We start from the raw sequence: 24,261 nt of genomic DNA, 5'->3' as shown, positions 1-24,261 counted from the left end.
ACTTCGGGCACGCGCAAGCAGACCCGTGGACAGCGCCCGCGCAGCGGGTGCGGGACGAGTGTGCGTCGGATGAGACCAGGAGGGAGGCACCGTGCAGGGACTCGTGTTGCAGTTGACCCGTGCGGGGTTCCTCCTGTTGCTGTGGCTGTGCATCTGGCTGGTCATCAGCGCCCTGCGCACCGACGCCCGTCTCGCCTCGGGCCTGCGCCCTCGGCAGAAGGAGGCGAAGGCGCCCCGTCGGGCCCTGTTCTCCCGCACCAGCAAGGTCGCGAAGTACCTCGTGGTCACCCACGGCCCCCTCGCGAACACGCGCATCACCCTGGGCCAGCAGCCCGTACTGATCGGCCGCGCCGACGACTCCACGCTGGTGCTCAACGACGACTACGCGTCGACCAGGCACGCGCGTCTGGCCCGCGACGGTGACGACTGGTACGTCGAGGACCTCGGCTCCACCAACGGCACCTACCTGGCCCGCAACAAGGTCACCACTCCCACCCGCGTCCCGCTGGGCACTCCGGTGCGCGTGGGCAAGACAGTGATCGAGTTGCGCCCGTGAGCCTCGTCCTTCGATACGCCGCCCGCTCCGATCGGGGCCTCGTCCGCAGCAACAACGAGGACTCCGTGTACGCCGGGGCACGCCTGCTGGCACTCGCGGACGGCATGGGCGGCCACGCCGCCGGCGAGGTCGCCTCGCAGCTGATGATCAACGCCCTCGCGCCCCTGGACGACGACGAGCCCGGCGGCGATCTGCTCGACACGCTCGAGGAGGCGATGGTCGCCGGCAACGAGACCATCGCCGAGCAGGTCGCGGAGGATCCGGAGCTCGACGGGATGGGCACCACGCTCACCGCGATCCTCTTCGCCGGCTCCAAGCTGGGCCTGATCCACGTGGGCGATTCCCGCGGCTACCTGCGGCGCGACGATCAGCTGATCCGCATCACCAAGGACGACACCTTCGTCCAGACCCTCGTCGACGAGGGCCGCATCACCGCCGAACAGGCGCACACCCACCCGCAGCGCTCGCTCATCATGAAGGCGCTCACCGGGCACGAGGTCGAGCCCACCCTCACACTGCGCGAGGCCAAGGCGGGCGACGTCTACCTGCTCTGCTCCGACGGCCTGTCCGACGTGGTCAGCGACGAGACCATCGGGGAGACCCTGGCCCTCGCCGATGAGGACGTCAGCGCCGCCGCGGACCGGCTGATCGAGCTCGCGCTCAAGTCCGGCGGACCGGACAACGTCACCGTCGTCGTGGCCCGCGTCGAGGACACCAGCTTCGGCCAGAGCCGGCCCATCGTGGGCGGCGCGGCGAACGACGACGACGAGGACTACGTCCCGCCGGCCAACACCGCCGCCGGCCGCGCGGCCGCGCTGCGCCCGCCGAAGAAGGCTCCGCGCCGCGTCGTCGCGACCGACGTCGAGGACGACGAGCCCGGGAACCGCTCGCGACGCAAGTGGATCGCCCTCGGCGTGCTGCTGGTCCTCCTCGTCGGCGGCGCCGTCGGCCTGATCGTGACCCGCTCCATCGTCAACTCCAGCTACTTCGTGGCGTCCACCGACAAGGGCACGATCGCGATCTCGCACGGCGTCAAGGTCTCGCTGTTCGGCCGCAAGCTCAGCACGCAGCAGGAGGTCGTCTGCATCGCCGACGCCCCTGCCACCAATGGTCACGCCTCTCAGGGCTGCACGCCGCTCACCGTCGACGACCTGACGCCCCGCGGACGGGCGAACCTCGCCGGGCTGCCCTACGCGAGTTCGCTCGACGATGCCCGTGAGCAGGCCCGGAACCTCATCGACCGGGACAACCTGATGGAGCGGTGCGCGATCACCACGGAGATCGAGGCCCCGCAGGACCCGAACGCACCGTCGAGCGCTCCTGCCCCGACGACCACCGTCGCCCCGCCCGCCGGCGAGACGCTCGCGCCGCCCCCGGCCCCCGTCACCCGCGTGGTGACCCAGACCTCGACGCCCGAACGGCCGTGCCGCGGGGGCCCGTCGTGACGTCGGCCGTCAGCACCCCCGGTTCGGGCATAGCGCTCGACCCGAACCGCCGTTCCCGGACCTACGAGCTGGTCCTGCTCGTCGCCGCGACGGTGGTGACGGGAGCGTCGCTCGCGATCGTCGAGTGGGCGCAGCAGCAGCACGTGACCTGGGATCTCGCCAAGTACATGGTCGCGTTCATCGTGCTCTACGGCGCGGCCCACTACGCGGTGCGCCGGTTCGCGCCCTACGCGGACCCGATCATCCTGCCGGTGGTCGCGACGCTCAACGGGCTGGGCCTCGTCCTGATCCACCGCATGGACCTGGGGAACGCGCACGCCGAGAGCGGCCGCGTCTCGACCACGCAGGAGGCCAATCAGCAGGTCCTGTGGACGCTGCTGGGGCTCACGGTGATGGTCGCCGTGCTGGCATTGCTGCGCGATCACCGCACGCTGTCCAAGTACGCCTACACGATCGGCCTCGGCGGGGTGGTCTTCCTCGCCCTGCCCGCGCTGCTGCCCGCCAGCCTGTCGGAGATCAACGGCTCCAAGAACTGGATCAAGACGCCGCTGTTCAACATCCAGCCGAACGAGGTCAGCAAGATCCTGCTGATCATCTTCACCGCGGCCTTCCTGGTGTCCAAGCGCGACCTGTTCACCTCCGCGGGCCGCCGCGTCCTGGGTGTCGATCTGCCCCGCGCCCGCGACCTCGCGCCGCTCCTGCTCGTCTGGCTGCTCGCGATCGCGGTGCTCGGCATCGAGAACGATCTCGGCACTCCGATGCTGATCTTCTTCACCGTGCTCGCCATGGTCTACATCGCCACCGAACGCATCGGCTGGATCGTGGTGGGCCTGAGCCTGGCCGTCGTCGGCGCCGTCGCCGCGTACGAGCTGTTCCCCCACCTCCGGGTGCGCGTCGAGGTCTGGCAGGACCCGTTCACGAAGTACGACACCATCGGCTACCAGCCCGCCCAGGCACTGTTCTCGCTGGCCACGGGTGGTCTGGCCGGCACCGGGCTCGGCTCGGGGCGGCCCACGATGGTGCCCTTCGCCTCGACCGACTTCATCATGGCCGCCATCGGCGAGGAGCTGGGCCTCATCGGCCTCGCCGCCGTGCTGATGCTGTTCCTGGTGCTGATCTTCCGTGGCTTCCGCGCGAGCCTGACGGTGCGCGACAGCTTCGGCAAGCTGCTGGCCGCCGGCCTCGCCTCGACGATGGCGATCCAGCTCTTCGTCGTCGTCGGCGGCGTCACCAAGCTGATCCCGCTGACGGGTCTGACCACGCCGTTCATGAGCTACGGCGGATCGTCGCTGCTCACCAACTACGCGCTCATCGCGCTGCTGCTACGGATCTCCAACGCGGCCCGCGAGCCCAAGGTCGCCCGCAAGCCCGGCGCGCCGGTCCCCGACCGGCCGACTGAGATCGTGAAGCGCGTATGAACGCACCGATCCGCCGCATCTCCGTCGTCGTGGTCCTGCTCGTGGTGGCGCTGCTCGCCAACGCCACCTGGGTGCAGGTCTTCCGTGCCGACGAGCTCCGGTCCGACAGCCGCAACGAGCGCGTGCTCCTCGACGAGTACGCGCGCCAGCGCGGCTCCATCCTGGCGGGCGGCCAGGTCATGGCCCAGTCGGTCAAGACCGACGACCGGTACAAGTACCTGCGCACCTACCCGGCGAACATGGCGCGGGCGTACGCGCCCCTCACCGGCTACTACTCGATGATCTACAGCTCGAGCGGCCTGGAGCACGCGGAGGAGTCGGTGCTCAACGGCAGCGACGACCGGCTCTTCGGCCGGCGCATCGTCGACCTGCTGTCCGGGCGCGACCCGAGCGGCGGCAACGTGGTCACCACGATCAATCCGACGATGCAGCGCATCGCCTACGAGAAGCTGTCGACGGCGTGCGGTTCGAACGGCCCGTGCCACGGCGCGGCCGTCGCCATCGAGCCCGCGACGGGCAAGATCCTCGCGATGGTCTCGACCCCGAGCTACGACCCGAACCCGCTGTCCTCGCACGACACGAGCGCGGTCAGCAAGACCTGGGAGCAGCTCAAGGACGACCCGGACAAGCCGATGGACAACCGGGCGACCGGCTGGACGTACCCGCCCGGTTCGACCTTCAAGGTCATCACCACCGCAGCGGCGCTGTCGCAGGGCAAGGGCGTCGATCTGAACACCCGGCTGACGGCCGACAAGCAGATCACGCTGCCCGGCGGTGGCGGCACGACGCTCCAGAACTACGCGGGGATGACGTGCCCCGAATCGTCGGGCGGTACCGTCAGCCTGTTGCAGGCGTTCCAGTACTCGTGCAACACCGCGTTCGTGGATCTGTCCACGACGAAGATGCAGGACGGAGGAGAGGCGATCAAGGCGATGGCGAACAACTTCGGCGTCAATTCGACGCCCGACCCCATCCCGCTGCGGGTCGCGCAGTCGGTGACCGGTCCCCTGTCCGACGGTGCCCAGACGGGCCAGTCGGCGATCGGTCAGCTCGATGTGGCGCTGACTCCGCTGCAGAACGCGGTGATCGCGGCGACGCTCGCCAACGGCGGCGTCCGGATGCAGCCGTACCTGGTGGACTCCTTCCAGGGGCCCGACTTGACGAACTTCGGCGGCACCTCGCCCAAGCGTCTCGGCCAGGCGATCACGCCGCAGGTCGCGGCGCAGATGCGCGAGTTGATGATCGCCTCCGAGCAGCACACGAAGGGCTCGGGAGGACCCGTGCAGATCGCGTCGAAGACGGGTACGGCGGAACACTCCCAGGGCCAGCGCGGCGGCGAGGCTCCGCACGCGTGGTACATCGGGTACGGCCCGGTCAACGATCCGAAGGTAGCGGTGGCGGTCATCATTGAGAACGGTGGAAACCAGGGCGAGGCGGCGACCGGTGGGTCGCTCGCAGCGCCGATCGGACGAGCGGTGATCAGCGCCGCGGTGAACGGGCAGGGGAACTGATGAGTCTGCAGACCGGCTCGGTGATCGCCGACCGCTACGAGCTCCTCCGGCTCATCGCCACCGGAGGCATGGGCCAGGTGTGGGAAGCCATGGACACCCGCCTCGACCGCCGCGTCGCGGTCAAGGTCCTCAAAGCCGAATTCTCCGAAGACCAGGAATTCCTCGCCCGCTTCCGCAACGAAGCCCGCACCACCGCCGCCCTCAACCACCCCGGCATCGCCGGCGTCTACGACTACGGCGAAACCGAGGACCAAGCCGGCGGCGCACCCCTGGCCTACCTCGTCATGGAACTCGTCAACGGCGAACCCCTCAACGCCGTCCTGAGCCGCCTCGGCCACCTCAGCCAAGCCCAAGCCCTCGACCTCCTCGAACAGACCGGCCGGGCCCTGCAAGTCGCCCACACCGCCGGCCTGGTGCACCGCGACGTCAAACCCGGCAACATCCTCATCACCCCCACCGGCCAGGTCAAGATCACCGACTTCGGCATCGCCAAAGCCGTCGACGCCGCACCCGTCACCAAAACCGGCATGGTCATGGGCACCGCCCAATACATCTCCCCCGAACAGGCCTCCGGCGAAGACGCCACCGCCGCCTCCGACGTCTACTCCCTCGGCGTCGTCGGCTACGAATGCCTGGCCGGCAAGCGTCCCTTCTCGGGCGACGGTGCGATCACCGTCGCCATGAAGCACATCCGGGACCAGCCGGAGCCCCTGCCCGGTGACCTGCCCGCGCCGGTGCGCGAGCTGATCACGCTCACCCTGGGCAAGGATCCGCGGCAGCGGTACGCGAACGGCGGCGAGTTCGCCGACGCGGTCGCCGCGGTCAAGGCAGGGCAGCGGCCGCCGATGCCGCGCGGCTGGACCGGTGCCGCCCCCGCGGCCGCCGCTGCGGCGCGCGCCCCGGAGACGGCCGCCACGGCCATCGTGCCGCCCGCGTCACGACCGGGCCCGCAGCCCGTCTCGCGCAACTCCAGCCCGACGCCGCGGGCCGCGGCGCCCGCGTCCTACTCGGACGGGGGCGGCTGGACCAAGGCCCAGAAGACGATCCTCGGGGTCTCCGTCGTGCTGCTGCTCCTCGCAGCGGCGATCGGCGGCTACTTCGTCACCCGCGACACCGGCTCGGAGACGCCGCTGCCGTCGACCAGCGTGACCGAGACGGGCACGGTGGCACCGCCGCCCACCGGCAACTCGACGGCGCTGCGGCCCACCCCGCAGACGACGCAGCCGCCGAAGACGGTGACGGAGACGTCGACGCTGCAGCCGACCACGACGCCGCCCCCGCCGCCGCCTCCGACGAAGCCGACGACGACCCCGCCGCCGCCCACCACCACGACTGCGCCGCCCACGACGACGGAGCCGCCCATCACCGGTGGCGAGCCGACGACGAAGCCGCCGTGCACCGGTTTCCTCGGGATCCCCCTCCCCTGCCCCAACAACTGACGGATAACGGACACCACCGATGACAACCCCGCCGCGTCGCATCAACGACCGCTACGACCTGGGCGAAACGCTCGGGTTCGGCGGCATGTCCGAGGTGCATCTGGCGCGGGACACCCGGCTCTCGCGCGACGTGGCGATCAAGATCCTGCGCGCCGATCTGGCGCGCGATCCGAGCTTCTACGAGCGGTTCCGGCGGGAGGCGCAGAATGCGGCCTCGCTGAACCACCCGACGATCGTGCAGGTCTACGACACCGGTGAAGCCCAGACCCCGTCGGGTCCGCTGCCCTACATCGTGATGGAGTACGTCGACGGGGAGACCCTCCGCGACGTGCTGCGGCGCGACGGGACGATCGCGCCGCAGGCCGCGATGACCTGGATGGCGGATGTCTGCGCGGCCCTGGACTTCAGCCACCGCAACGGCATCGTCCACCGCGACATGAAGCCCGCCAACGTGATGCTCACCCGCGCGGGCGAGATCAAGGTGATGGACTTCGGCATCGCGCGGGCGATGAGCGATCCGTCGGCGGGCATGACCCAGACGGCGGCCGTGATCGGCACCGCGCAGTACCTCTCACCGGAGCAGGCCCGCGGCGATTCGGTGGACGCCCGCTCCGACGTCTACGCGGCCGGCTGTGTGATCTTCGAGCTGCTCACGGGGCAGCCGCCGTTCACGGGCGACTCCCCCGTCTCGGTGGCCTACCAGCACGTCCGGGAGGATCCGCCGACCCCGTCGTCGATCCTGGAGACCGTGCCGCCCGAGCTGGACTCGATCACGCTCAAGGCGCTGTCGAAGAACCCCGCGAACCGGTACCAGACGGCCGGCGAGATGCGCCAGGACCTGATCCGGGTGCTCGCGGGCCGCAAGCCCGAGGCGCCCATGGTGCTCTCCGACGAGGAACGCGACGCGCTGCTCACCGAGCCGTCGCGGTCCCGGCGTCGCGCGCCGGCCGCCGCCCCCGTCGCTGCCGCGGCCACTGCGGACGCCGCCACCGGCACCGGCACCGAGTCCACCGACGACGATCCGCCGACGGCGATCGTCGATCCGGCCGTCCCCGCACCGGTGCGTCGGCGGCACTCGGCGCCCGCGAAGAGCAACGATCGCTCGCGACTCCTGCTCTGGCTGTCCGCGGCGGTGATCGCTCTCGTCCTGGTCGGCGGCACCACCTGGTACCTGCTCAGCAGCCGCGGCGGCGAGCAGACCGCGACGGTCACCTCACAGATCGGCGAGCCCGCGGCGGACGCCCAGGTCGCCCTGCAGAAGCTCGGCTTCACCGTCGAGATGCAGCGGATGCCCGACAACGCCGTGCCCGCCGAGCACGTGATCTCCACGCTGCCCGGGCCGAACGCGAGCGCCGCCAAGGGCTCGACAGTGGTGCTCCAGGTGTCGACGGGCCCGAAGATCGCCGCGGTGCCCGACGTCGCGAACCGGCCCGAGCAGGAGGCCCGCGACATCCTCACCAAGGCCGGCTTCACCGTGGCGAAGGATCCGAAGAAGGAGGCCTCGCCGACGGTCAAGGCGGGCGCCGTGATCTCCACCAACCCCGCCGTCGGCACGAACACGCAGCAGAACCAGCCGATCGTGGTCACCGTCTCTACGGGTCCGGAGCAGGTCAGCGTGCCGGATGTGACGGGCACGCCGCGGTCGCAGGCCGAGGCGAACCTCACCGGCGCCGGCTTCAAGGTGACCGTCAACGAGGTGGACAATCCGGCCGCCGTCGGCACCGTCGTCGGGCAGGACCCGAAGGCGGGCGCGAAGGCCGACAAGGGCAGCACGATCACCCTGACGGTCTCCAAGGCCAAGCCGCTCGTCATGCCGAACGTGATCAACCAGGATCAGAACGCCGCCCGCGCAGCTCTGATCCAGGCGGGCTTCTCGGACGGGAACATCACCACCGTGGTCGACGCCCCGTCGGGCCTGTTCGACCGGGGGCAGGTCTGGAAGACCGACCCGCCGGTGGGCTCCCGGGTCGATTCGTCGGCGACGATCGTCCTGCACGTCCGCCGGGGGTAGCCGGCCGTCGGGCGGCGGTCACCGTCGCCCGACGGTGCGCGACGCTCAGGCGAGCGCCGCGGCGACCTCCTGCTCGAGCTCGGCGACGCGCGCCTCGGAGACCTCGTAGCCGCACACGGCGAGCCAGTTGGCGAGCATGCGGTGCCCGCCCTGGGTGAGCACGGACTCCGGGTGGAACTGCACGCCGTGGATGGGCAGCTCACGGTGCTGGAAGCCCATCACCACGCCGGACTCCGTGCGGCCGGTGATCTCCAGGTCGTCGGGGATCGTGGGCTCGAGCACCGTCAGCGAGTGGTAGCGGGTGGCCGTGAACGGATCGGGCAGGCCGGCGAAGACGCCACGGCCGCTGTGGTGCACCAGCGAGGTCTTGCCGTGCAGCAGTTCGGGCGCGCGGTCGACCGTCGCGCCGAAGACGGCGCCGATCGCCTGATGCCCGAGGCACACGCCCAGCAGCGGGGAGCCCGCGTCGCGGGCGGCCTCGACCATCGACATCGTCTGCCCCGCACGCTGCGGGGTGCCGGGGCCCGGGCTCAGCAGCACGCCGTCGTACTGCGCGGCCGCCGCGGCCGGATCGTCCAGTCGCGGATCGTCGTTGCGCCAGACGTCCGCCTCCACGCCCAGCTGGCCGAGGTACTGGACCAAGTTGAACACGAAGCTGTCATAGTTGTCGACGACGAGGATCCGCACGCCGTCCAGACTAGCGGGGTGGGGTCGGGCAGGTACATCCGATAACCTGGCAGGTGAAACGCACCCTGGTAGAAGGAAGCCATGCCGAAGTCGAAGGTCCGGAAGAAGACCGATTACACGATCAACACCGCCACGGATTCGCGCACGCCGGTCAAGGTGAGCGCACCGTCGGGCCGGTGGTTCGTGGTCGCGTTCCTGGCGCTCATGCTGGCCGGCCTGGCCTGGCTGCTCGTGTACTACGTCGGCGCGGACCCCAACGGCATGGGCGCGCCCGGCAAGCCGCTGGAGTGGATGGCCAACCTCGAGGCGTGGAACTTCGCGATCGGTTTCGGCCTCATGATCACCGGTCTGTTGATGACGATGTGGTGGAAGTAGCCCTGACCAGCGAAATCACAACGATGTCATTCATCCCCAGCTGTGGATAAACCTGTGGATAACTGGAGCGCGCCGCGCGGGGTGGGCATCGTGCTGCTCGTCTCGGGAATCGTCCTCGGCGCGGCGGCCGTCGGCTTCCAGGCGATCAAGGACCCCGTCGGGATGGTGCTCGTCGGCGTCGGCGTCCTCGCCCTGATCTACCTCGGGGTACAGGTGCTGGTGCTGCGCCCGCGCCTGTCCGCCGACGATGCCGGGGTCGTCTACCGCGGCGCCTTCGGCCGCAAGGTCTTCCCCTGGGACGGCCTGGAGATCAAGCGCACCACCACGCGCCACTGGGGTCGCGAGTCGGTGCTGCTGGAGCTCAGCCGCGGCGACGATCTGCTCTTCCTCGGCCGCTGGGAGCTCGGCGAGGCGCCGACGCTCGTCGCCCAGCAGCTCGAGGCCCTGCGGCCCTGACGGATCGCTCCGTCAGAAGCGGCGGGCGGTCACGAAACCGCGGATGCCCGCCACGCGCACGGGCACGCCCGAGGTCACGGCCTCGACGACCTGCCCATCGCCCACGTAGAGGGCGGCGTGCCCGCCGCCGTTGGTGATCACCACGTCGCCGGGGCGCAGCTCGGACTGCGAGACGGGGGTGCCCGCACTCATCAGCGAGTAGCTGCTGCGCGGCACGCTGACGCCGGCCTGGTTCATGGCCCAGGTCACCAGACCCGAGCAGTCGAAGGAGCTGGGACCGGCGGCGCCGTAGGAGTAGGGCATGCCCACGCGGGTCAGCGCGGCCTGCACGACCGACGAGCGGTCCGGCCCTGCCTGGGCGGCCTGCGCGACGGGGGCCTGCGGCGCGGGCGCCTGCGGGAGGGGCGCGGCCTGAGCCACGACGGGTGCGGCGACGATTCCGATCACGGCGACGGCGGACCCGAGGGCGGCGCGCATCGTGCCGCGGCGGGTGCTGCGGCGGGTCATGGTCTTCGTACTGTCGCTGGACACTTTCGTGGAACTCCCGACTCCGGTGGAGCGGCATGTCGGTCACGCCTTGGTCTCCACAAGATCACGGCAACGTTACGAAGCCCGGACGACGGGTGTCCATCTCAGAGCGGGCTTTGTGCCGTGAACATCCTCACCGACCTGCGCGGATCGAGACGGTCGTCACACGATTGGTTGAGCCATCGACAATTCTCCACCGAATCCGATTCACACTGATGGAGCAGTTAGGCGAAGTAAATTCACGCGGGCACACCTCGGGAACACGCGAGCCCGGCCGGATCCACCGGCCGGGCTCTCCGTGCGAGGGAGCGACTACTCCTCGACGGTGATGGAGTTGATCGTGATGTCCTTGACCGGGCGGTCGGCGCGGTCGGTCTGCGTGCCGCCGATCGCGTCCACGACCTTGCGGCTGGCCTCGTCCTCGACCTCACCGAAGATCGTGTGGCGGTTGTTCAGGTGCGGCGTCTTGCCGACGGTGATGAAGAACTGCGAGCCGTTCGTGGCCGGGCGGCCGATGTTCGCCATCGCGAGGAGGTACGGGTGATCGAAGCGCAGCTCCGGGTGGAACTCGTCGACGAAGTCGTACCCCGGTCCGCCGGTGCCGGTGCCGGTCGGGTCGCCGCCCTGGATCATGAAGCCGTCGATCACGCGGTGGAAGATCGAGCCGTCGTAGAACGGGCCCGACGTGCCGCCGGAGGCGTTCGTGGTGGTGTAGTCCTTCGTCCCCTGAGCGAGGCCGAGGAAGTTCGCCACGGTCACAGGAGCGTGATTGCCGAACAGCGCGATGCGGATGTCGCCTTCAGAGGTGTGCAGGGTCACGTGGGCGGTAGCGTTGGAGTTGGTCACACCGCCATTCTGCCATTTTCTGCAAGTGCGAACCCGCGAAGATCGGATAAGAATCGGCGGTGGAAAGACGCAGTCCCGTCCGCCTGAAAGGATCCCTCCACCGATGGCCTCCACCCCCGCGCTCGATGTCGCGCCCGCCACGGACGCGCTCACGGCCCCGTCGGGCCCCTCCAACGTCCAGCGACTCGTTTCCGGCCTCGGCCAGAGCGTCGTCGGCCCCGCGAACATCGCCCGCGCCCTCACCGGTCTCGGCCTCTCCCTCACGGGACGCACCCTGGCCGCGATCTACCGCCTGGTCCGGTCGTGGCTGGCCCCTGCGGAGGTCGATCCCGAGCAGGCGATCACCCTGTCCGACGGTGCGCCGTCCCGTCCGGCCTGGCGCCGGCCGCTGCTGATCAGCGCGGTGGTCGCGCTGGTGCTGGCGGTGGGCGGCGTGGCCTTCAAGCTGCTGCGCACCCCGTCGGCACCGCCCGTCGCTGCTGAGCCGCCTCGCGTGCGCCCGGCCAGCGGCGCGACCGGCGACAGCGCGCCGTCCCCCGTCGAAGAGCTCGAGCAGGTGGAGGAGAGCGAGGAGGCGGCCGTCGAGTCGCCCACCGAGGAGGATCCCCGCAAGAAGGGCGAGTGACGAACCCGGGCTCCTAGCCGCGCCAGCCGGCGGGCTGGTGGGCCTGGATGGCGAGCAGCGCCCAGGCGAGCGCGATCACGAAGAACAGGCCGTCGAGGCCGCCGCTCCCTCCGCGGTAGTGGACGGTGGCCGAGACGATGATCGAGATCAGCGCGGCCACCCAGCACAGAGCGCAGCGGCGGTTCATACCCTCAGGGTATGCCGCCGCTGCGTCGTTCGTGCGGAAGACCTCAGGCCGGAACCGACTCGCGCGCCGCGGCACCCTTGCGCACGGTGAGCCGGTGCAGGAACTCGGCGCCGACGAGGCCGATCGCGGCCCAGAGGATCGCCTGTGCGAGGAACGAGTAGGTCCGGAACCAGTACAGGTCGTCGGGGTCGAAGCCCTTGGTGGTGGGCGCGTTCGCCGGCAGGAGCACGCAGGCCAGGATCAGCCCGACGATCACCACCGCGCCACCGGCCAGCGCCGCACCGTACGCGCCGAGGCGCGGCACCGCGGCCAGGCCGATCACCCACGCGGCCGCGACCAGCGCGACGCAGATCGCGACCATCAGCAGGTAGGCGCCGGTGCGCTCCCGGATGGTCTCCGGATCGCCCACGACGGGCGGGTTCGGCGGGTACTTCAGGTACGGCAGGGCGTAGATCCCGGCGAACAGCGAGCCGGCGACGGCCAGCGCCACCGATCGCGGCGTCCACTGCGCGAGCTTCGGCGCCGCCACGCAGTAGGCCACTGCGAAGAGCGCGCCCATCGCGATGCCGAACAGGATCAGGCCGGCGCCCAGCCCGACGTTCTGCTGAACGGCGCGGGTGAACAGCTCCGGCTCGTCCATCGCCATGCCGGGGTGCGCGGCGTGCTCCGCCGCATTGCGGGCCTCTTCGAAGTCGATGGCGCGGCCGATGATCGGCTCCACCATGATCCGCCCGAAGACGAATGCGAGCAGGCCTCCGATCGCCCCGGCGAGTGCGCCGCGGGCGATGACGTGCTTCTCCACAGGTGCTCCCCGATCAGTGGCAGGGGAAGCCCAGGAAATGCCGGGCGTCGTGGAAGAACTCGTGCACGTGCATGTCGTTGCCGAACACCGACACGGCGCCCTGGTCGATGCCGATGAAGTAGTAGGCGAGCACCGCGAGGATCAGGGTCGCGGAGAGCCACACCGCGCGGCGGGAGACGTGCAGCGAGAGATCGCCCGCATGGGCGGTGGTAGATGCGTTCGCCATGAGCGGGCGCTCCTTCGTCCGGGGTTTCGCGCCCGGGTAGTGGGGTTCCGACGGTGCCCGGTCGCCCGGGCATGCCGGGCGGGTCTGGCTTCACAGTGGCGCGACCGCTCCCCTACGGGATTCCGCATCCGGCCCGCGAAGTGTAACCCCGCGGGCCGGACGCCGCGCTCAGACGGGCATCAACCTGCCGAGCAGGTCGGACATGGTGACCACGGCACGCGCACCGTCGCGCTCGACGACGGCGAGGTGCGTGCGCGAGTCCCGCATGGTGCCGAGCGCGGCGTAGGCGGGTTCGGCGGCGTCGAGGATCAGCACCGGGCGCATCAGCTCCCGCGCGGTCGCCGCGGGCGCGGCGCGGAGGCTGTCGCGCACGTGCACCACGCCCACGAGGGCGGCGCCGTCGTCGATGAGCAGGCGCAGGTGCCCGGTCCGGTCCGCGACGGCGCGGATCCGCTCCGGCGTCGCGGTCGCGGGCACCGTCGAGGCTGCGACGTCCCACCGGGCGATGTCGCCGACGGTGAGCGCCTCGAGCTCGAGCGCGCTGGTCAGGTGCCCGGAGTGCTGCTCGTCGAGTGCGCCGACGGTCGCCGAGTGCTCGACGAGGTGCCGCAGCGCCGCCGGATCCTGCCCGGTCTCCACCTCGTTCACCGGGGTCACGCCGACCCGGCGCAGGCATCGGTTGGCGGCCTCGTTGAGCACGATCAGCAGCGGCCGGAAGACCGTCATGAAGGCGCGCATCGGCAGGGCCAACAGGATCGCCGAGCGCTCGGGATGCGCGATGGCCCACGACTTCGGGGCCATCTCCCCCACCACGAGGTGCAGGAAGGTGACGATCAGGAGGGCCAGCACGAAGCCGCCCACGTCGGCGATCCAGCCGGGCATGCCGGTGGCGGCGAGGAGTGGTGTCAGCCGGCCGTCGACCGCGGGCTTGGTGATCGCGCCGAGCGCCAACGTGCACACCGTGATGCCCAGCTGCGAGCCGGCGAGCAGCAGCGACAGCTCCGAGGAGCTGCGCAGCGCGGCCCGCGCGGACGCGCTGTGCGCGGCTTGATCCTCGAGCCGGTGCCGGCGGGCGGCGATGAGGGAGAACTCGACGGCCACGAAGAAGGCGCTGGCCGCGATCAGCAGGGCCGTGACGGCCACGACCACCCAGGGGCTACTCATCGCGGGCCTCCGCCGCGTCGTCGGTGACCGGGCTCAGGTGCACGGTCGCGGGCACGCGCCGTTCGACGGTGCGTACCTCCGCCCGGAGCGCGGCCGGCGCCTTACCGGGGGCCCACACCGGGTCCGGGAGCAGCGGCAGGTCCGTCGTGTCGCCGACGCGCGGCAGCGCCCCGAGCCGCGCGGTGACGGCGCCGCCGAGGGTCTCGGCATCGCCGGGCTCGAGTTCCACGTCGAGCAGGCGCTCGACCTCGTCGAGGTGGACATCGCCTTGGAGCAGCCAGCCGGCGCCCTCGCGGACGGCGGGCGCGGGGTCGGCGCCGTCGTGCTCGTCGTCGATCTCGCCCACGAGCTCCTCCGCGATGTCCTCGACGGTGACCACGCCGTCGAAGCCGCCGTACTCGTCGATGACGAGGGCCATCTCCTGGCCGGCGTCGGCGAGCTGCGCGACGACGGTGGGCAGCGGCATGGAGCCGGGCACCACCACGGCGGGCCGGCAGCGCGAGCGGGCGTCGCCGGTGGCATTGCTCAGCAGGTCGTGCAGCGTGATGACGCCGATCAGGTCGTCGGCGCTCTCCCCGATCACCGGATACCGGGTGTGACCGTCGGCCATCCGGTCGAGCACCGCGGCCGCGGAGTCGTCCGCCCGCACCACGTCGACGCGGGACCGCGGGATCATGGCGTGCTCGGCGGTGTGGTCCGGGAAGTCCAGGATCCGGTCCAGCAGGGTCGACAGCTCCCGCGGCAGCTCGCCCGCGTCGCGCGAGGCCGCGACGATGTGCTCGAGGTCGCGCGGGGTCGCGGAGTGCTCGACGTCGTGCACGGGCTCGATCTTCACCGCACGCAGCAGCAGGTTCGACGCCTGGTCGAAGAACCGGATCAACCAGCCGAAGGCGCGCAGGTAGAGCGTGGTGGAGAGCGCCAGCCTGCGGGCGACGGGCTCGGGCCGGGCGATGGCGAGGTTCTTCGGGAAGAGCTCGCCGAAGACCATCTGCGCGACCGTCGAGAGGCCGACGGCGACCACGGCGCCGATGCCGATGCCGACGGCGGCCGGGACGCCCACGCCACCGAGCAGCGTGCCGAATCCCTGCCCGATCATGGGCTCCGCGACGTAGCCGACGAGCAGGCCCGTCACGGTGATGCCGAGCTGCGCGCCGGAGAGCATGAAGGAGGTGCGCTTGGTGACCTGCAGGGCGCGGGCCGAGGCCTCGTCACCCGCGGCGGCGCGCGCGGTGAGCCGCGATCGGTCGACCGCCATGTACGCGAATTCCTGGGCTACGAAGTAGCCGGTGAAGGCGGTGATCACGAGAACCACCAGGATGCCGGCGAGGACCGTGAGAAGGGTGATCACGCGGCTGCCCCGTTCGGGGGCTCGGGTTCAGCGGTTCCGGGTCTTCGTCGTTTGCGCGAGGCGCGTCTCATCGAATCTCTCTGTTTCGGGCCCGACGGGTCGCGGGTCACTGAGTAAAGAGTAGGTCAAGTTTGAGGTCCCGGCATCGCCCCAGGTCCAGACGTTCAACGGCGTGCTTTCGCCGGCACCTCGCGGCACGTGGTCTACGATCCGCACTATGCGATGTCGGACCGTGAATGCTCTGGCGTTCGCTGCTGCTCTCGTCGCGTCGGGGAGCTGTTCGGCGCACCTGGACGGCACTGCCGAGCCCTCCCCGGGAGCGGGTTCGGCGATGATCGGCACCCCTGCGCGTTCCGTCCCGGTCGTCCCCGCGGGCGCGATGAAGAACCCCACCTGCATTTTGCCGCCGTTCATCACGATCTGGTGCGATGCTCCGCGGGTGTCCGTCGGCACCGTCCCCGACGGTGTCGCCGTCCGCCTCCGGCCCGGCGACCCGATCCGCTTCGCGGGCGAGACATCGGACCGCGTGTGTACCGTGTCCTTCTTCGCGCGCACGTCGTCCGGCAGGCAATGGGCACTGTCGGGTGATGCGTGTGCCGCAGCCTCGGGGCAGCAGGTGTACACCTTCGACGGGCGCCGGATCGGAATCGTGGATCGCTTCCTCGAGGCGCCCTCCTCACCGTCCGAGCCGGCATTCCACATGCCTGCCATCAGTCTGGATCCCCAGGTGGTCATCGAATCGACTCTCGCAGGCTTCGCAGCCACGACCGAACGCGTCGTCGTCCGTGTGGACGGAGGTAACAGCCGGACCGAACGGGAGGTGCTCGACTACGGGCGCACGCTCGGTGGAACGCTGCGAACGTCCCCACCGATGGCGCAGCCCGGAGATCAGGGTGCACCTGCGATCGCCGACGGCCGTCTCGTCGGTGTGCTCCGCTCGGCGAACGACGTGACTCCGGCTTCCGCGCTGATCGCGGCGCTGCCCGCGCTGGATCCGACCGCGGCCCTCGTTCTCGCCACGCGTTGAGCCCAGGAAGCCTCCCCGTCTCAGTCCAACCACCGGATACGACGAAGGCGGCTCCCGGATGAACCGGAAACCGCCTGTGATCGCATACGAAGTGATTGTGGAGCCTAGGAGATTCGATATCTATAGGAGCCTCCTGACTGTCCGCGACGTGGCTGACGGGGGTCATCGTGGCTGTTGTGGCCCTGTGGTGGTCGGGTTATCTGCAGGTTCTCCTCGACGGGCTTCTTGCGTGGCCGGTGGCCGGGTTCCCAGGTCGAGGAGTCGGCTGCGGAGCGCCTCGTTCTCGGTGCGTAGTTGCTCGAGCAGTTCGGTCAACTGACGGTTGCGGTCGATCGCGGTGGCGAGTTTGGTGCGGAGGGATTCCGCGCTGGCGGCGGTGGAGCGTTCGGTTCCAGTGGGGGCGGTGCCGCGTTTCGCGTCGATTTCCTGTCGGAGCTGGGGGTGCTTGTAGAGGAAGCTGGTTGAGACGTCGGCGGCTCGGGCGACGGCGACGAAGGTGACGGGGTGTCCGGTGTTGTGCAGCCGGGTGATGGCTCGGCGTGCGCGGGCGGTCGCGCTGGTTGTGCGGGCGGCGGCGGCCGCGGTGAGGCGGGCTGTGCGGTGATCGCGGTCGCCTTCGCTCACCTGGGTTCCTGCGCGTCTGGTCTGATTTCGTCGATGAGCTTGGTGACCTTGTCGAGCATGCTCTTGTTCAGTTCCGCTGCCTGGCTGTCGCCGTTTTCCTGTGCTTGGGCGGCGAGTTGTTTGAGCTGGTCGCGGTGGGTGATGTGCGCGCCGAGGAAGGTGCGGCCGCCGGGGTCGTGGAAGGAGCAGTCGATGCAGGGGTTCGGGCGGAATTCGCAGCGTTGCGTCGCGGGGAGCGTGCAGAACCCGTTCGGCAGTGCGGTGGTGAAGCGGGCTCGCAGTCGCTCGACGGTGGCGTCAGCGCCGTTGTCGGGGTTGGTGTCCCAGAATTGCCGGGCTTTCCGGGCGAGGGTGTCGTCGGTGATGCGGGCGTAGGTTGCGGTCATGGTGTCGCTGTGGTGGCCGAGGAAGTCGCGGACTTCCGGTTGGGTCCATCCGTTGTTGAGCAGGTTCATCCCGATGGTGTGGCGGAAGCGGTGGACGTCGCCTCCGGAGATCTTCTCGCCGGTGGTGATGGAGGTGGTGATGTCGTGCTCGCGGAAGAGTGCGGCGAGGCGGTGCCGTAGGCCGCTGGTGGACCAGGGCTGGGTGCGGCCGGCGGCGGCGCGGGATCGGGCGCCGGGGAAGAGGTGTTCGGCGTCGGGCCCGTAGGTGTCGCGGACGCGGGTCTGCTGGTCGCGGATAATCGTAGCGAGACTGTCGGGGACGGGAAACCGGCGCCAGGCACTGGTTTTGGTCATCCAGTATTCGATCCAGTACCCCTGGTCGCTGTGTTGGAGGCAGTCGATCGGGAGGCTGACGAGTTCGGAGATGCGGCACCCGGCCCATCGTGTGGTGGCGATCATCGCCCGGAGAGTGGGATCGGTGTCCGGGTTGTCGACGATCAGGGTATCGATGCGTTCGATGACGTCGGGTGGGAAGGGCCTCGGCCGGCGGGTCTTGCGGTGGACGTTCTCGCCGCGGCGCAGGAAGACCGCTGATCCCAGGTCGTTGACGAGTCCGCAGTCGCGCAGTGTTTCCAGCAGGTAGGCGGCGGTGTTCGCGAGTTGGGGGTTCGCCTTGGTGTCGGGGCGGCGGGTCCATTCGAGGTAGTCGAGGAACACCGTTCTGGTGACCACCGATGGTTCGGGGACGGTTCCGTCGAGGGTGAGGAACTGGGCGAGTTGGCGGGTGGCGCGCAGCCACTGGGTGAGTGTTCCCCAGGACATGCTGGAGGTGGACAGCTGTTGGCGGGCGAGGCGTTTGACGGCGTCCTTGAGCCAGGGCACCGGGACGGTGGCCCAGTCGACGGCGGTTCGTGTCGCCCCGGCCTGGGTGGTGTCGAGGACGAACTCGAATCCGTCGCGCCATCGCCAGTGGTCCGCCGCCCACGGGTCGGGGTCGGTGGCCCCGTGCAGGAGCCGGAAGAACCTGCGGATGTAGGGCGCGCAGAGGGAGTCGAAGTTGGTGTAGGGCCAGTATTGCCGGCACAGCAGCAGCCAGTCGTCGACGGGGCGTTCGGTCAGGGAGCTCGTGATCCGCCCGTCGGCGACGTCGATGAGAACGATCAGGACGCGGCGCAGTCCGGTGTTGGGGGTCCAGTCGCCGCGGCCGATCTTGGTGGCGGCGACGAACCGGATTTCGTCAGCAGCAGCCGCTGGGATGCGGCGGAAGTCGACCGCCTGGGTGGTGGCAGGCCGGCCGCGCGTCGCGCCGACAGGCAGGGCGCTGATGGCGGCCCAGGCGTCGAAGTCGGCGGGCTGTCCGGCACGGAACCACTGGAAGTAGTGGGCGTAGCACAGCCCCGAGGTGGCGCCGGCGCGTCCGCCGGGGCCGCCGAGCCAGTACCGTTCGCCGTTGCACTCGATGACGGCGCAGGGGTCGGTGGCGGCGCGGCGGCGGTCGCCGGCGACATCGACGACCGGCCACGTCGGCGCGCACCAGGGCCCGTCCGGCACCTGCAGAGCGGAGATATCGTTGCGCCCCGACCGGGCGCGCTCGCCGTTACCGCGTGCCATCGCCGTCTCCCTTCACGCGGTGCTGCTGCGGTTCACGCCAGACCAGATGCTCGGTGTGACGGAGCTTTTCGGCGAGGTCGTCGCTGGCGAGGTGGATGTACACGTCGGCGCTCGCTGAGTGGGATTGGCCGAGGCGGGCGGCGATCTCGGCGGAGGTCCATCCGGCCTTGGCCAGGGCGGTGGCGTGGGTGTGGCGGAGCATGTGCGGGTTGAGATCGTCGATCCCGGCGGCGGCGCCGATCCGTTCGATGAGCTGGTAAGCGTTGGAGTAGGTCATCGGACCACCGACGGGTGGGCGGGAGAGGTTGACGAACACGTAATCGCTGTCGACGTGGGCGACCTCACCGAGAAGGTACGCGGCATACAGGTCGAAGAACCGCCGCGGCGCGTCGACGATGAACTGGGTCTTCTGCTTCGACAGGGCGCCGTTGGCGTTGTCGTCGCGCCGGCAGATCACCACCTGTCGGCGCATCGGGTTCAGGTCGCCGTGACGCAGGCCGAGCGCTTGGCCGACCCGCAGGCCCAGGTCGTACTGCGCCGACAGCAGCAGCCGGTCACGGGTGGTCGACGCCGCGGCGAGCAGCTTGGCGAAGTCGGTTTCGAAGTCGATCACCTGTACCGTCTCGGCCGGCTGCCGGTCGGGCCGGGCCAGGCGGGAGACCTCGCGGGGACGGCGCTGCTCGAGGTGGGCGAGGAAGCTGTGCGCTCGCCGCGGCAACTTCGACGGATTGCGGGTCAGCACCAAATTCTGCGGTCCCCGGCCCTCGACGCGGTGGAACTCGTAGAACTCACGTACCGCGGCACTGACCGCTTTCACGGTGCCGGGTGCACGGCCCCCGCACCGTGACGGCAGCGGCGGCAGTCCTGCGGTGAGGACGGCGACGAAATCGCACAGCTGATGGAAATCCAGCTCATCCCATGAGATTCCCCGGGCAGCGAGCCAGCGGTAGAACTGACTCAAGTGCCGTGCGTACGAGCGGACGGTGTTCTGGGAACGTCCGATCGCCCGCTGCCAGTGCAGGAACTGCTCGATCTCGGGCACCGGCAGGCCCTGGTCGTCGACGACCGTCCACGACCGGACCCCGTGAACAGTGACCGCGGCGGCCCTCATCGCTGGTCCTCGATGACGTCGTCGCGGCGCGGCCGGCGGGTCTTGATGTCGGTGCGCCGCCGATCCTGCTCATCGCGTACGAGATCCTCGGTGCCGACGAGGTCGTCGGCGGGTAGCCGCCCGGGCAGCCACCGTACGTCCCGTTTGCGCCAGGAGGCGTACCGCTCCTGCACCCGATCCATCGGCACCTCGAACCGTTCCCAGTGCACGCCAGGGGCGCTGACCCAGATCCGCCGCACGTGCGAATCGGTGGCCGCGTCGTAGTCCCAGGTCAGTTCGCAGTGCGTGGGATCGCCCACCAGCTGCAGGGTCTGTGAATCCTGCTTGATGAACGCCTTGCGCCGGGTGTTGGTGCCCTCCATCTCCTTGTGATGGATCGCCAGGTAGGTGCGGCCGTGACTGCTCACCTCCGACCACTGGTAGGGCCGTTTGACCAGGTGTCCGGGCGGATGCATCCCCTGGGTGCTCAGCCAGACGTTGGTGCCGGCGGAGACGAACGCCGCGACGTGGCTGCCCCGCAGCAGCGGTTGCAGCACCGTCCGCAGGTGCGCCGGCTGCTCCGCCATGAGCGTGTTCCAGTGATCGACTGCGGCCAGCAGCAGCGCGCCGACGCCGATCGTCACCGGACGCAGGATACGCTGCGCCTCCTTCCGGGACACCGTTCCCTGCAGCGGGTTGAGGTCGTCCATGAGTGTCGTCACGATCTGTCTCCTCTCGATGTAATTACTTGCGTGGAATTTTGCCTAACGTGGTACAGTTCTCAGGTAGACAACACGCCGTGACCTGCAGAATTGTCCACACCGGCTCGGCTCGATCTCGCGCACGAGATGGGCGTCACACCAGTCACTTGCGTCTCAGGTGCAGATAACCGGGCCGGTAGGAAAATCGCAGTTCACACGGTGTTTCTGCACGGATTTGCGGTGCTGCAGCGATAGCGTGGAGCGCAGGGACCGATCGAGGGATATGGAGGCGATCTGGGTGACGGCACTCTTCTCGCAGGCCGAGGCGAACCCGGTGATGGTTGCGCTGACGCGACTGGCGCACGGCTGGTCGAAGAAGCGGCTCGCGGAGGAGGCCGGGGTCTCCGGATCGCACGTCACCCGGGTCGAGGCCGGTGCGCTGCCCTTGGCGGGTAAGGCGCTCGACGACTACGCGCGGGCATTGCAATGCCCAGTGGATGCTCTGTGCGTCGCGTTCGAGCGCTCCCCTGCGCAGGGCACGCACTTCCGCGCCAACGCCACTACTGCGGAGTGGAAGCGCGACCGCGTCTGGGCGCGCGCCAACCTGGTCGCGATGCGGCTCGGTCGGGTCGTGGCCCACACCGACCTCGATCCGGCGCTGGCGCTGCCGGATCTCGACCCCGGGGACTACGCCGCCGAGCTCGGCGAGATCACCGTCGCGCAGGTTCTACGCCGGCTCTGGCGGATCGCCGGGCCCATCCGATCAATGGTCGAACTGCTGGAAGGGGCCGGGGTCTTCGTCGTCGTCGAGGACTTCCACGACCGCGAGATCGACGCGGTCACCCTGCGCGCCACCGCGCATCACCCGCACCTGGTGTACGTCAACTCTGCCCTGCCGCCGGACCGGATGCGCATGACCCTCGCGCACGAACTCGGGCACCTGGTGATGGATGCGATGACCCTGGTCAGCCCAGCCGAAACCGAACGACGGGCGGATGTTTTCGCTGCCGAGTTCCTCGCGCCGGTCGATGACATCGGCCCGGCGCTGGACCGGGTCTCGACCCGGACCGTCCACGAGCTCGACGAGCTGCGCCTGGACTGGGGGGTGAGCGAGTCCTCGCTCGTCGTCCGTGCCCGTGAGCGTGGCGTGCTCTCCGACCGGCAGTACCGGGCGATGTTCCGCCTGCTCAACGAGACCGGCCGGATGTACGGCGCCCGGCCCGGTGTCCCTGCAGAGACCCCCGAGCTCGCCCGCGATGTCCTCGCCCAACTCGCCACCGACGGATACAGCACCACCGAGCTCGACGCCCTGACACTGCTGAGCCCCGACCGCCGCACCAGCCTGTTCGGTGCACCCGAAGGTGCTACCGCCGGCAGCCGGCACCTGACCGTCGTCTAACACAGCGGGCCGCCGGGGATGTCGCGATGGGGCTGGAACCGCAAGGACGCGGTCAAAGACCACCACTGGCGAGTCCCACGCGGTTCGAACAAGGCGGTGCAGGCCAAAGAGCAGGACGACGCCGCAGGCGGCCGCCACAACCGCGTCATCCGCACTGCACCCGACGCTCTCGGGCGGGTGGTCCTCCGGTGCCAGTACCGGCGGCTCTACGCGGAGCTGCGGTGGACCGATGCGACGAAGAAACACGCCGAGTACCTCGGCGAGATGACCTGGCACAGCCGCGCCGACAACCTCGCCGCCGCCTGGCGCGCAGCACACGCCCGCGGTCTCACGGCCAAGGTCCTCGCCGAAGAGTCCGCCGAAACCGGTATCAACCAACCGCTCTGATGCCGCGCCCTACTGCATCCAGTGGGCGCTGTCCTCGGATGCCCGTGCCAGGACGACATCCAGGCGGCGGGGATCACGCGGGCCGCGGGTGAGGTAGGTGATCGCCGTCTGGTCGTCGAGGTCCGCTGACGGCGCGCACATCCAGCCGGCCGCCGTCCACGGCTCGGCGGCGCGCCGCAGGGTCTGCCAGATGGTCAGCAGCCACTCATCCACCCGGCGGCCGTCGGGGAACTGCCACGCAGGGAATACCGGGGTGCCGCCGGCCAGCGGCGCACAGATCACCTGCTCCGCCGCGACCATCCGCGCCAGGTCATCGCCGTCCAGACCGAGGTACCCGGTGACACCTTCGGCGTCGTAGAAGGGCCCGACCAGCTCATCGAGTATCGCTCCCACATCGGTGCCGGTAGTCGTCTCGTCCACGCAAGGCGATGATCCGCGCGGCCCGGTGCACTTGTCCACCCGGATAAACGTCGCGCCCAGCGTGGATGCTGACGACCATGACGGAAAGTAGCGACGAGGTGCGGTTCGTGTCCGGCAATGAGCGGCTGGCGCGGATTCTCGCCGACCCGGACCGGCGGGCCCGGGTGGACGCCATCACCGCCGAGATAGACCTGATCGATCAGCGGTACCGCACGGCCGCACACCTACTCGACGAAGCAGTGGCCACGACAGCCGCAGAAGTCGGCGCCGGCACGACCGCCGAGGTCCTCACCGCACTCCAGCGTCACCTCACCGCCGCCGGCGTCCGCGAGGTCGGCATCACGCTCACATTCGACGATCACGACGCGACGGTGCCGTGGACCCGGATCGCCGACCATCCGCTGCGCGACACCCGCGACTGACCACCGTGCACCAGACCCGCACCGATCTTCTAGTCGGCTGCGGCCTCGTCGGGGACGAATCCGCTCGCCGCGGCGTCCGCGGCACATAGGGTCCGGACCCAGCTTCCGCGGCGCGTGAGGCCGCCACCGCGGCCGCACTGCTCGCAGGTCCGCTCCGACCGTCGTTCAGCCGCCCGGATCAACTCGTCGAAGCCCGGCCGGGGCCGGTCCGGTTCGAGCTCCACGTAGTACCGCAGCCCACCGAACTTCTCCTTGACCTGCACCAGCTGGTAATCGGGGTCGATCGCGCCCAGCTCCCGGTCGAGATCGACGATCAGCCGGTACCAGCCCGGCCCGACATCCAGGGACCCGCACCACCCGGGAAGGAACCGCGCGCGGATCCCCGCCAGGTCATCCTCACTCACCTCATCGGCCATACGGACCAGCCTGCCAGGACACGCACACCTGGCTATGACAGCTTGAAGAGGCCCCGGCTCGACGGCTAGACCTGGCCCCGTTTGCGACTCGCCGGTGGTGTTGCGACGGTTTGATCTGGCCCCACCTGATGGTTGCTCGTGAACATCGTTTCCG

Annotated in this window: 27 protein-coding genes; 13 read left to right on the top strand and 14 right to left on the bottom strand. The window is 69.9% G+C overall.

Annotation, left to right across the window (positions count from 1 at the left end; genetic code table 11):
- Positions 1-91 precede the first annotated feature (91 nt).
- The 6 genes from FK268_RS17425 to pknB are packed head-to-tail and all read left to right on the top strand — an operon-like array spanning position 92 to position 8,380.
- Positions 92-556, top strand: coding sequence for an FHA domain-containing protein FhaB/FipA (locus tag FK268_RS17425; protein WP_146436360.1), 465 nt, complete (start codon positions 92-94; stop codon positions 554-556).
- Complete coding sequence (locus FK268_RS17420) at positions 553-2,001, top strand: PP2C family protein-serine/threonine phosphatase (RefSeq protein WP_146436358.1); 1,449 nt, start codon at positions 553-555, stop codon at positions 1,999-2,001. Before FK268_RS17425 ends, FK268_RS17420 begins: the two co-directional genes overlap by 4 nt.
- The gene (locus FK268_RS17415; RefSeq protein WP_146436356.1) at positions 1,998-3,419 is read left to right on the top strand and encodes an FtsW/RodA/SpoVE family cell cycle protein; all 1,422 of its coding nucleotides are present in this window, start codon (positions 1,998-2,000) and stop codon (positions 3,417-3,419) included. Before FK268_RS17420 ends, FK268_RS17415 begins: the two co-directional genes overlap by 4 nt.
- Entirely contained in the window at positions 3,416-4,930 is a 1,515-nt protein-coding gene (locus tag FK268_RS17410; RefSeq protein ID WP_146436355.1) for a peptidoglycan D,D-transpeptidase FtsI family protein, read from the top strand. Before FK268_RS17415 ends, FK268_RS17410 begins: the two co-directional genes overlap by 4 nt.
- Complete coding sequence (locus tag FK268_RS17405; RefSeq protein WP_146436353.1) at positions 4,930-6,369, top strand: serine/threonine-protein kinase; 1,440 nt, start codon at positions 4,930-4,932, stop codon at positions 6,367-6,369. The genes FK268_RS17410 and FK268_RS17405 overlap by 1 nt, the downstream gene beginning before the upstream one ends.
- Positions 6,370-6,388: 19 nt before the next feature.
- The gene (gene pknB / locus FK268_RS17400; protein ID WP_146436351.1) at positions 6,389-8,380 is read left to right on the top strand and encodes a Stk1 family PASTA domain-containing Ser/Thr kinase; all 1,992 of its coding nucleotides are present in this window, start codon (positions 6,389-6,391) and stop codon (positions 8,378-8,380) included.
- A gap of 45 nt (positions 8,381-8,425) precedes the next feature.
- Here the strand turns inward: pknB and FK268_RS17395 are convergent, their stop codons facing one another.
- Entirely contained in the window at positions 8,426-9,067 is a 642-nt protein-coding gene (locus FK268_RS17395) for an aminodeoxychorismate/anthranilate synthase component II (protein ID WP_146436349.1), read from the bottom strand.
- Positions 9,068-9,148: 81 nt separating this feature from the next.
- Between FK268_RS17395 and crgA the strand changes: the two genes are divergently transcribed.
- Both crgA and FK268_RS17385 read left to right on the top strand, forming a co-directional pair.
- Positions 9,149-9,442: a cell division protein CrgA gene (gene crgA, locus FK268_RS17390; protein ID WP_068526287.1), complete on the top strand. Its 294-nt coding sequence runs from the start codon at positions 9,149-9,151 to the stop codon at positions 9,440-9,442.
- A gap of 54 nt (positions 9,443-9,496) precedes the next feature.
- Entirely contained in the window at positions 9,497-9,898 is a 402-nt protein-coding gene (locus FK268_RS17385; protein WP_146436347.1) for a PH domain-containing protein, read from the top strand.
- A 12-nt stretch (positions 9,899-9,910) separates the two neighbouring features.
- On the opposite strand, the gene FK268_RS17380 is transcribed toward FK268_RS17385, so the two are convergent.
- Positions 9,911-10,405, bottom strand: coding sequence for a C40 family peptidase (locus tag FK268_RS17380; protein ID WP_146436345.1), 495 nt, complete (start codon positions 10,403-10,405; stop codon positions 9,911-9,913).
- A 333-nt stretch (positions 10,406-10,738) separates the two neighbouring features.
- Entirely contained in the window at positions 10,739-11,272 is a 534-nt protein-coding gene (locus FK268_RS17375) for a peptidylprolyl isomerase (RefSeq protein WP_146436343.1), read from the bottom strand.
- 103 nt (positions 11,273-11,375) lie between these two features.
- Here FK268_RS17375 and FK268_RS17370 point away from each other — a divergent pair, with 103 nt between their 5' ends.
- Entirely contained in the window at positions 11,376-11,897 is a 522-nt protein-coding gene (locus FK268_RS17370; protein ID WP_146436341.1) for a hypothetical protein, read from the top strand.
- 13 nt (positions 11,898-11,910) lie between these two features.
- On the opposite strand, the gene FK268_RS24270 is transcribed toward FK268_RS17370, so the two are convergent.
- From FK268_RS24270 to FK268_RS17350, 5 genes are all read right to left on the bottom strand, one after another.
- Positions 11,911-12,084, bottom strand: coding sequence for a hypothetical protein (locus FK268_RS24270; protein ID WP_158636137.1), 174 nt, complete (start codon positions 12,082-12,084; stop codon positions 11,911-11,913).
- Between the two features lie 43 nt (positions 12,085-12,127).
- Positions 12,128-12,886, bottom strand: coding sequence for a CbtA family protein (locus FK268_RS17365; RefSeq protein ID WP_146436339.1), 759 nt, complete (start codon positions 12,884-12,886; stop codon positions 12,128-12,130).
- Between the two features lie 13 nt (positions 12,887-12,899).
- The gene (locus tag FK268_RS17360; protein ID WP_126195642.1) at positions 12,900-13,112 is read right to left on the bottom strand and encodes a CbtB domain-containing protein; all 213 of its coding nucleotides are present in this window, start codon (positions 13,110-13,112) and stop codon (positions 12,900-12,902) included.
- A gap of 168 nt (positions 13,113-13,280) precedes the next feature.
- Positions 13,281-14,276: a CNNM domain-containing protein gene (locus tag FK268_RS17355; protein WP_146436337.1), complete on the bottom strand. Its 996-nt coding sequence runs from the start codon at positions 14,274-14,276 to the stop codon at positions 13,281-13,283.
- Positions 14,269-15,624 (bottom strand): hemolysin family protein, encoded by a 1,356-nt coding sequence (locus FK268_RS17350; RefSeq protein WP_146436335.1) that lies wholly within the window; start codon positions 15,622-15,624, stop codon positions 14,269-14,271. The genes FK268_RS17355 and FK268_RS17350 overlap by 8 nt, the downstream gene beginning before the upstream one ends.
- 232 nt (positions 15,625-15,856) lie before the next feature.
- Between FK268_RS17350 and FK268_RS17345 the strand changes: the two genes are divergently transcribed.
- Positions 15,857-16,651: a hypothetical protein gene (locus tag FK268_RS17345; protein ID WP_146436333.1), complete on the top strand. Its 795-nt coding sequence runs from the start codon at positions 15,857-15,859 to the stop codon at positions 16,649-16,651.
- A gap of 162 nt (positions 16,652-16,813) precedes the next feature.
- Here the strand turns inward: FK268_RS17345 and FK268_RS17340 are convergent, their stop codons facing one another.
- From FK268_RS17340 to FK268_RS17325, 4 genes are all read right to left on the bottom strand, one after another.
- On the bottom strand, positions 16,814-17,275 hold the full coding sequence (locus FK268_RS17340; protein WP_065212754.1) for a DUF6262 family protein: 462 nt from the start codon (positions 17,273-17,275) through the stop codon (positions 16,814-16,816).
- Positions 17,272-19,272 carry a tyrosine-type recombinase/integrase gene (locus FK268_RS17335; protein ID WP_146436330.1) on the bottom strand — a complete coding sequence of 667 codons (2,001 nt, stop codon included), beginning with the start codon at positions 19,270-19,272 and terminating at the stop codon, positions 17,272-17,274. The genes FK268_RS17340 and FK268_RS17335 overlap by 4 nt, the downstream gene beginning before the upstream one ends.
- Positions 19,259-20,314: a tyrosine-type recombinase/integrase gene (locus FK268_RS17330; RefSeq protein WP_231707129.1), complete on the bottom strand. Its 1,056-nt coding sequence runs from the start codon at positions 20,312-20,314 to the stop codon at positions 19,259-19,261. Before FK268_RS17330 ends, FK268_RS17335 begins: the two co-directional genes overlap by 14 nt.
- Before the next feature lie 65 nt (positions 20,315-20,379).
- Positions 20,380-21,084: a hypothetical protein gene (locus tag FK268_RS17325; protein WP_224644795.1), complete on the bottom strand. Its 705-nt coding sequence runs from the start codon at positions 21,082-21,084 to the stop codon at positions 20,380-20,382.
- Between the two features lie 277 nt (positions 21,085-21,361).
- On the opposite strand from FK268_RS17325, the gene FK268_RS17320 reads away from it, so the two are divergent.
- Positions 21,362-22,462 carry an ImmA/IrrE family metallo-endopeptidase gene (locus tag FK268_RS17320; protein WP_224644794.1) on the top strand — a complete coding sequence of 367 codons (1,101 nt, stop codon included), beginning with the start codon at positions 21,362-21,364 and terminating at the stop codon, positions 22,460-22,462.
- Between the two features lie 18 nt (positions 22,463-22,480).
- Entirely contained in the window at positions 22,481-22,849 is a 369-nt protein-coding gene (locus FK268_RS17315; RefSeq protein ID WP_231707128.1) for a hypothetical protein, read from the top strand.
- Positions 22,850-22,858: 9 nt separating this feature from the next.
- Here the strand turns inward: FK268_RS17315 and FK268_RS17310 are convergent, their stop codons facing one another.
- Entirely contained in the window at positions 22,859-23,269 is a 411-nt protein-coding gene (locus FK268_RS17310) for a hypothetical protein (protein ID WP_052511025.1), read from the bottom strand.
- A gap of 77 nt (positions 23,270-23,346) precedes the next feature.
- Between FK268_RS17310 and FK268_RS17305 the strand changes: the two genes are divergently transcribed.
- Positions 23,347-23,691, top strand: a complete 345-nt coding sequence (locus FK268_RS17305) for a hypothetical protein (RefSeq protein ID WP_131676264.1) — start codon at positions 23,347-23,349, stop codon at positions 23,689-23,691.
- Positions 23,692-23,720: 29 nt separating this feature from the next.
- On the opposite strand, the gene FK268_RS17300 is transcribed toward FK268_RS17305, so the two are convergent.
- The gene (locus tag FK268_RS17300; protein WP_052511026.1) at positions 23,721-24,107 is read right to left on the bottom strand and encodes a hypothetical protein; all 387 of its coding nucleotides are present in this window, start codon (positions 24,105-24,107) and stop codon (positions 23,721-23,723) included.
- Positions 24,108-24,261 lie beyond the last annotated feature (154 nt).

The sequence above is a fragment of the Tsukamurella sputi genome (genome assembly GCF_007858445.1).
Lineage (GTDB): Bacteria > Actinomycetota > Actinomycetes > Mycobacteriales > Mycobacteriaceae > Tsukamurella > Tsukamurella sputi.
Note: the sequence above shows the minus strand (reverse complement) of the source record. Positions and strands in the feature narration are given on the sequence as shown.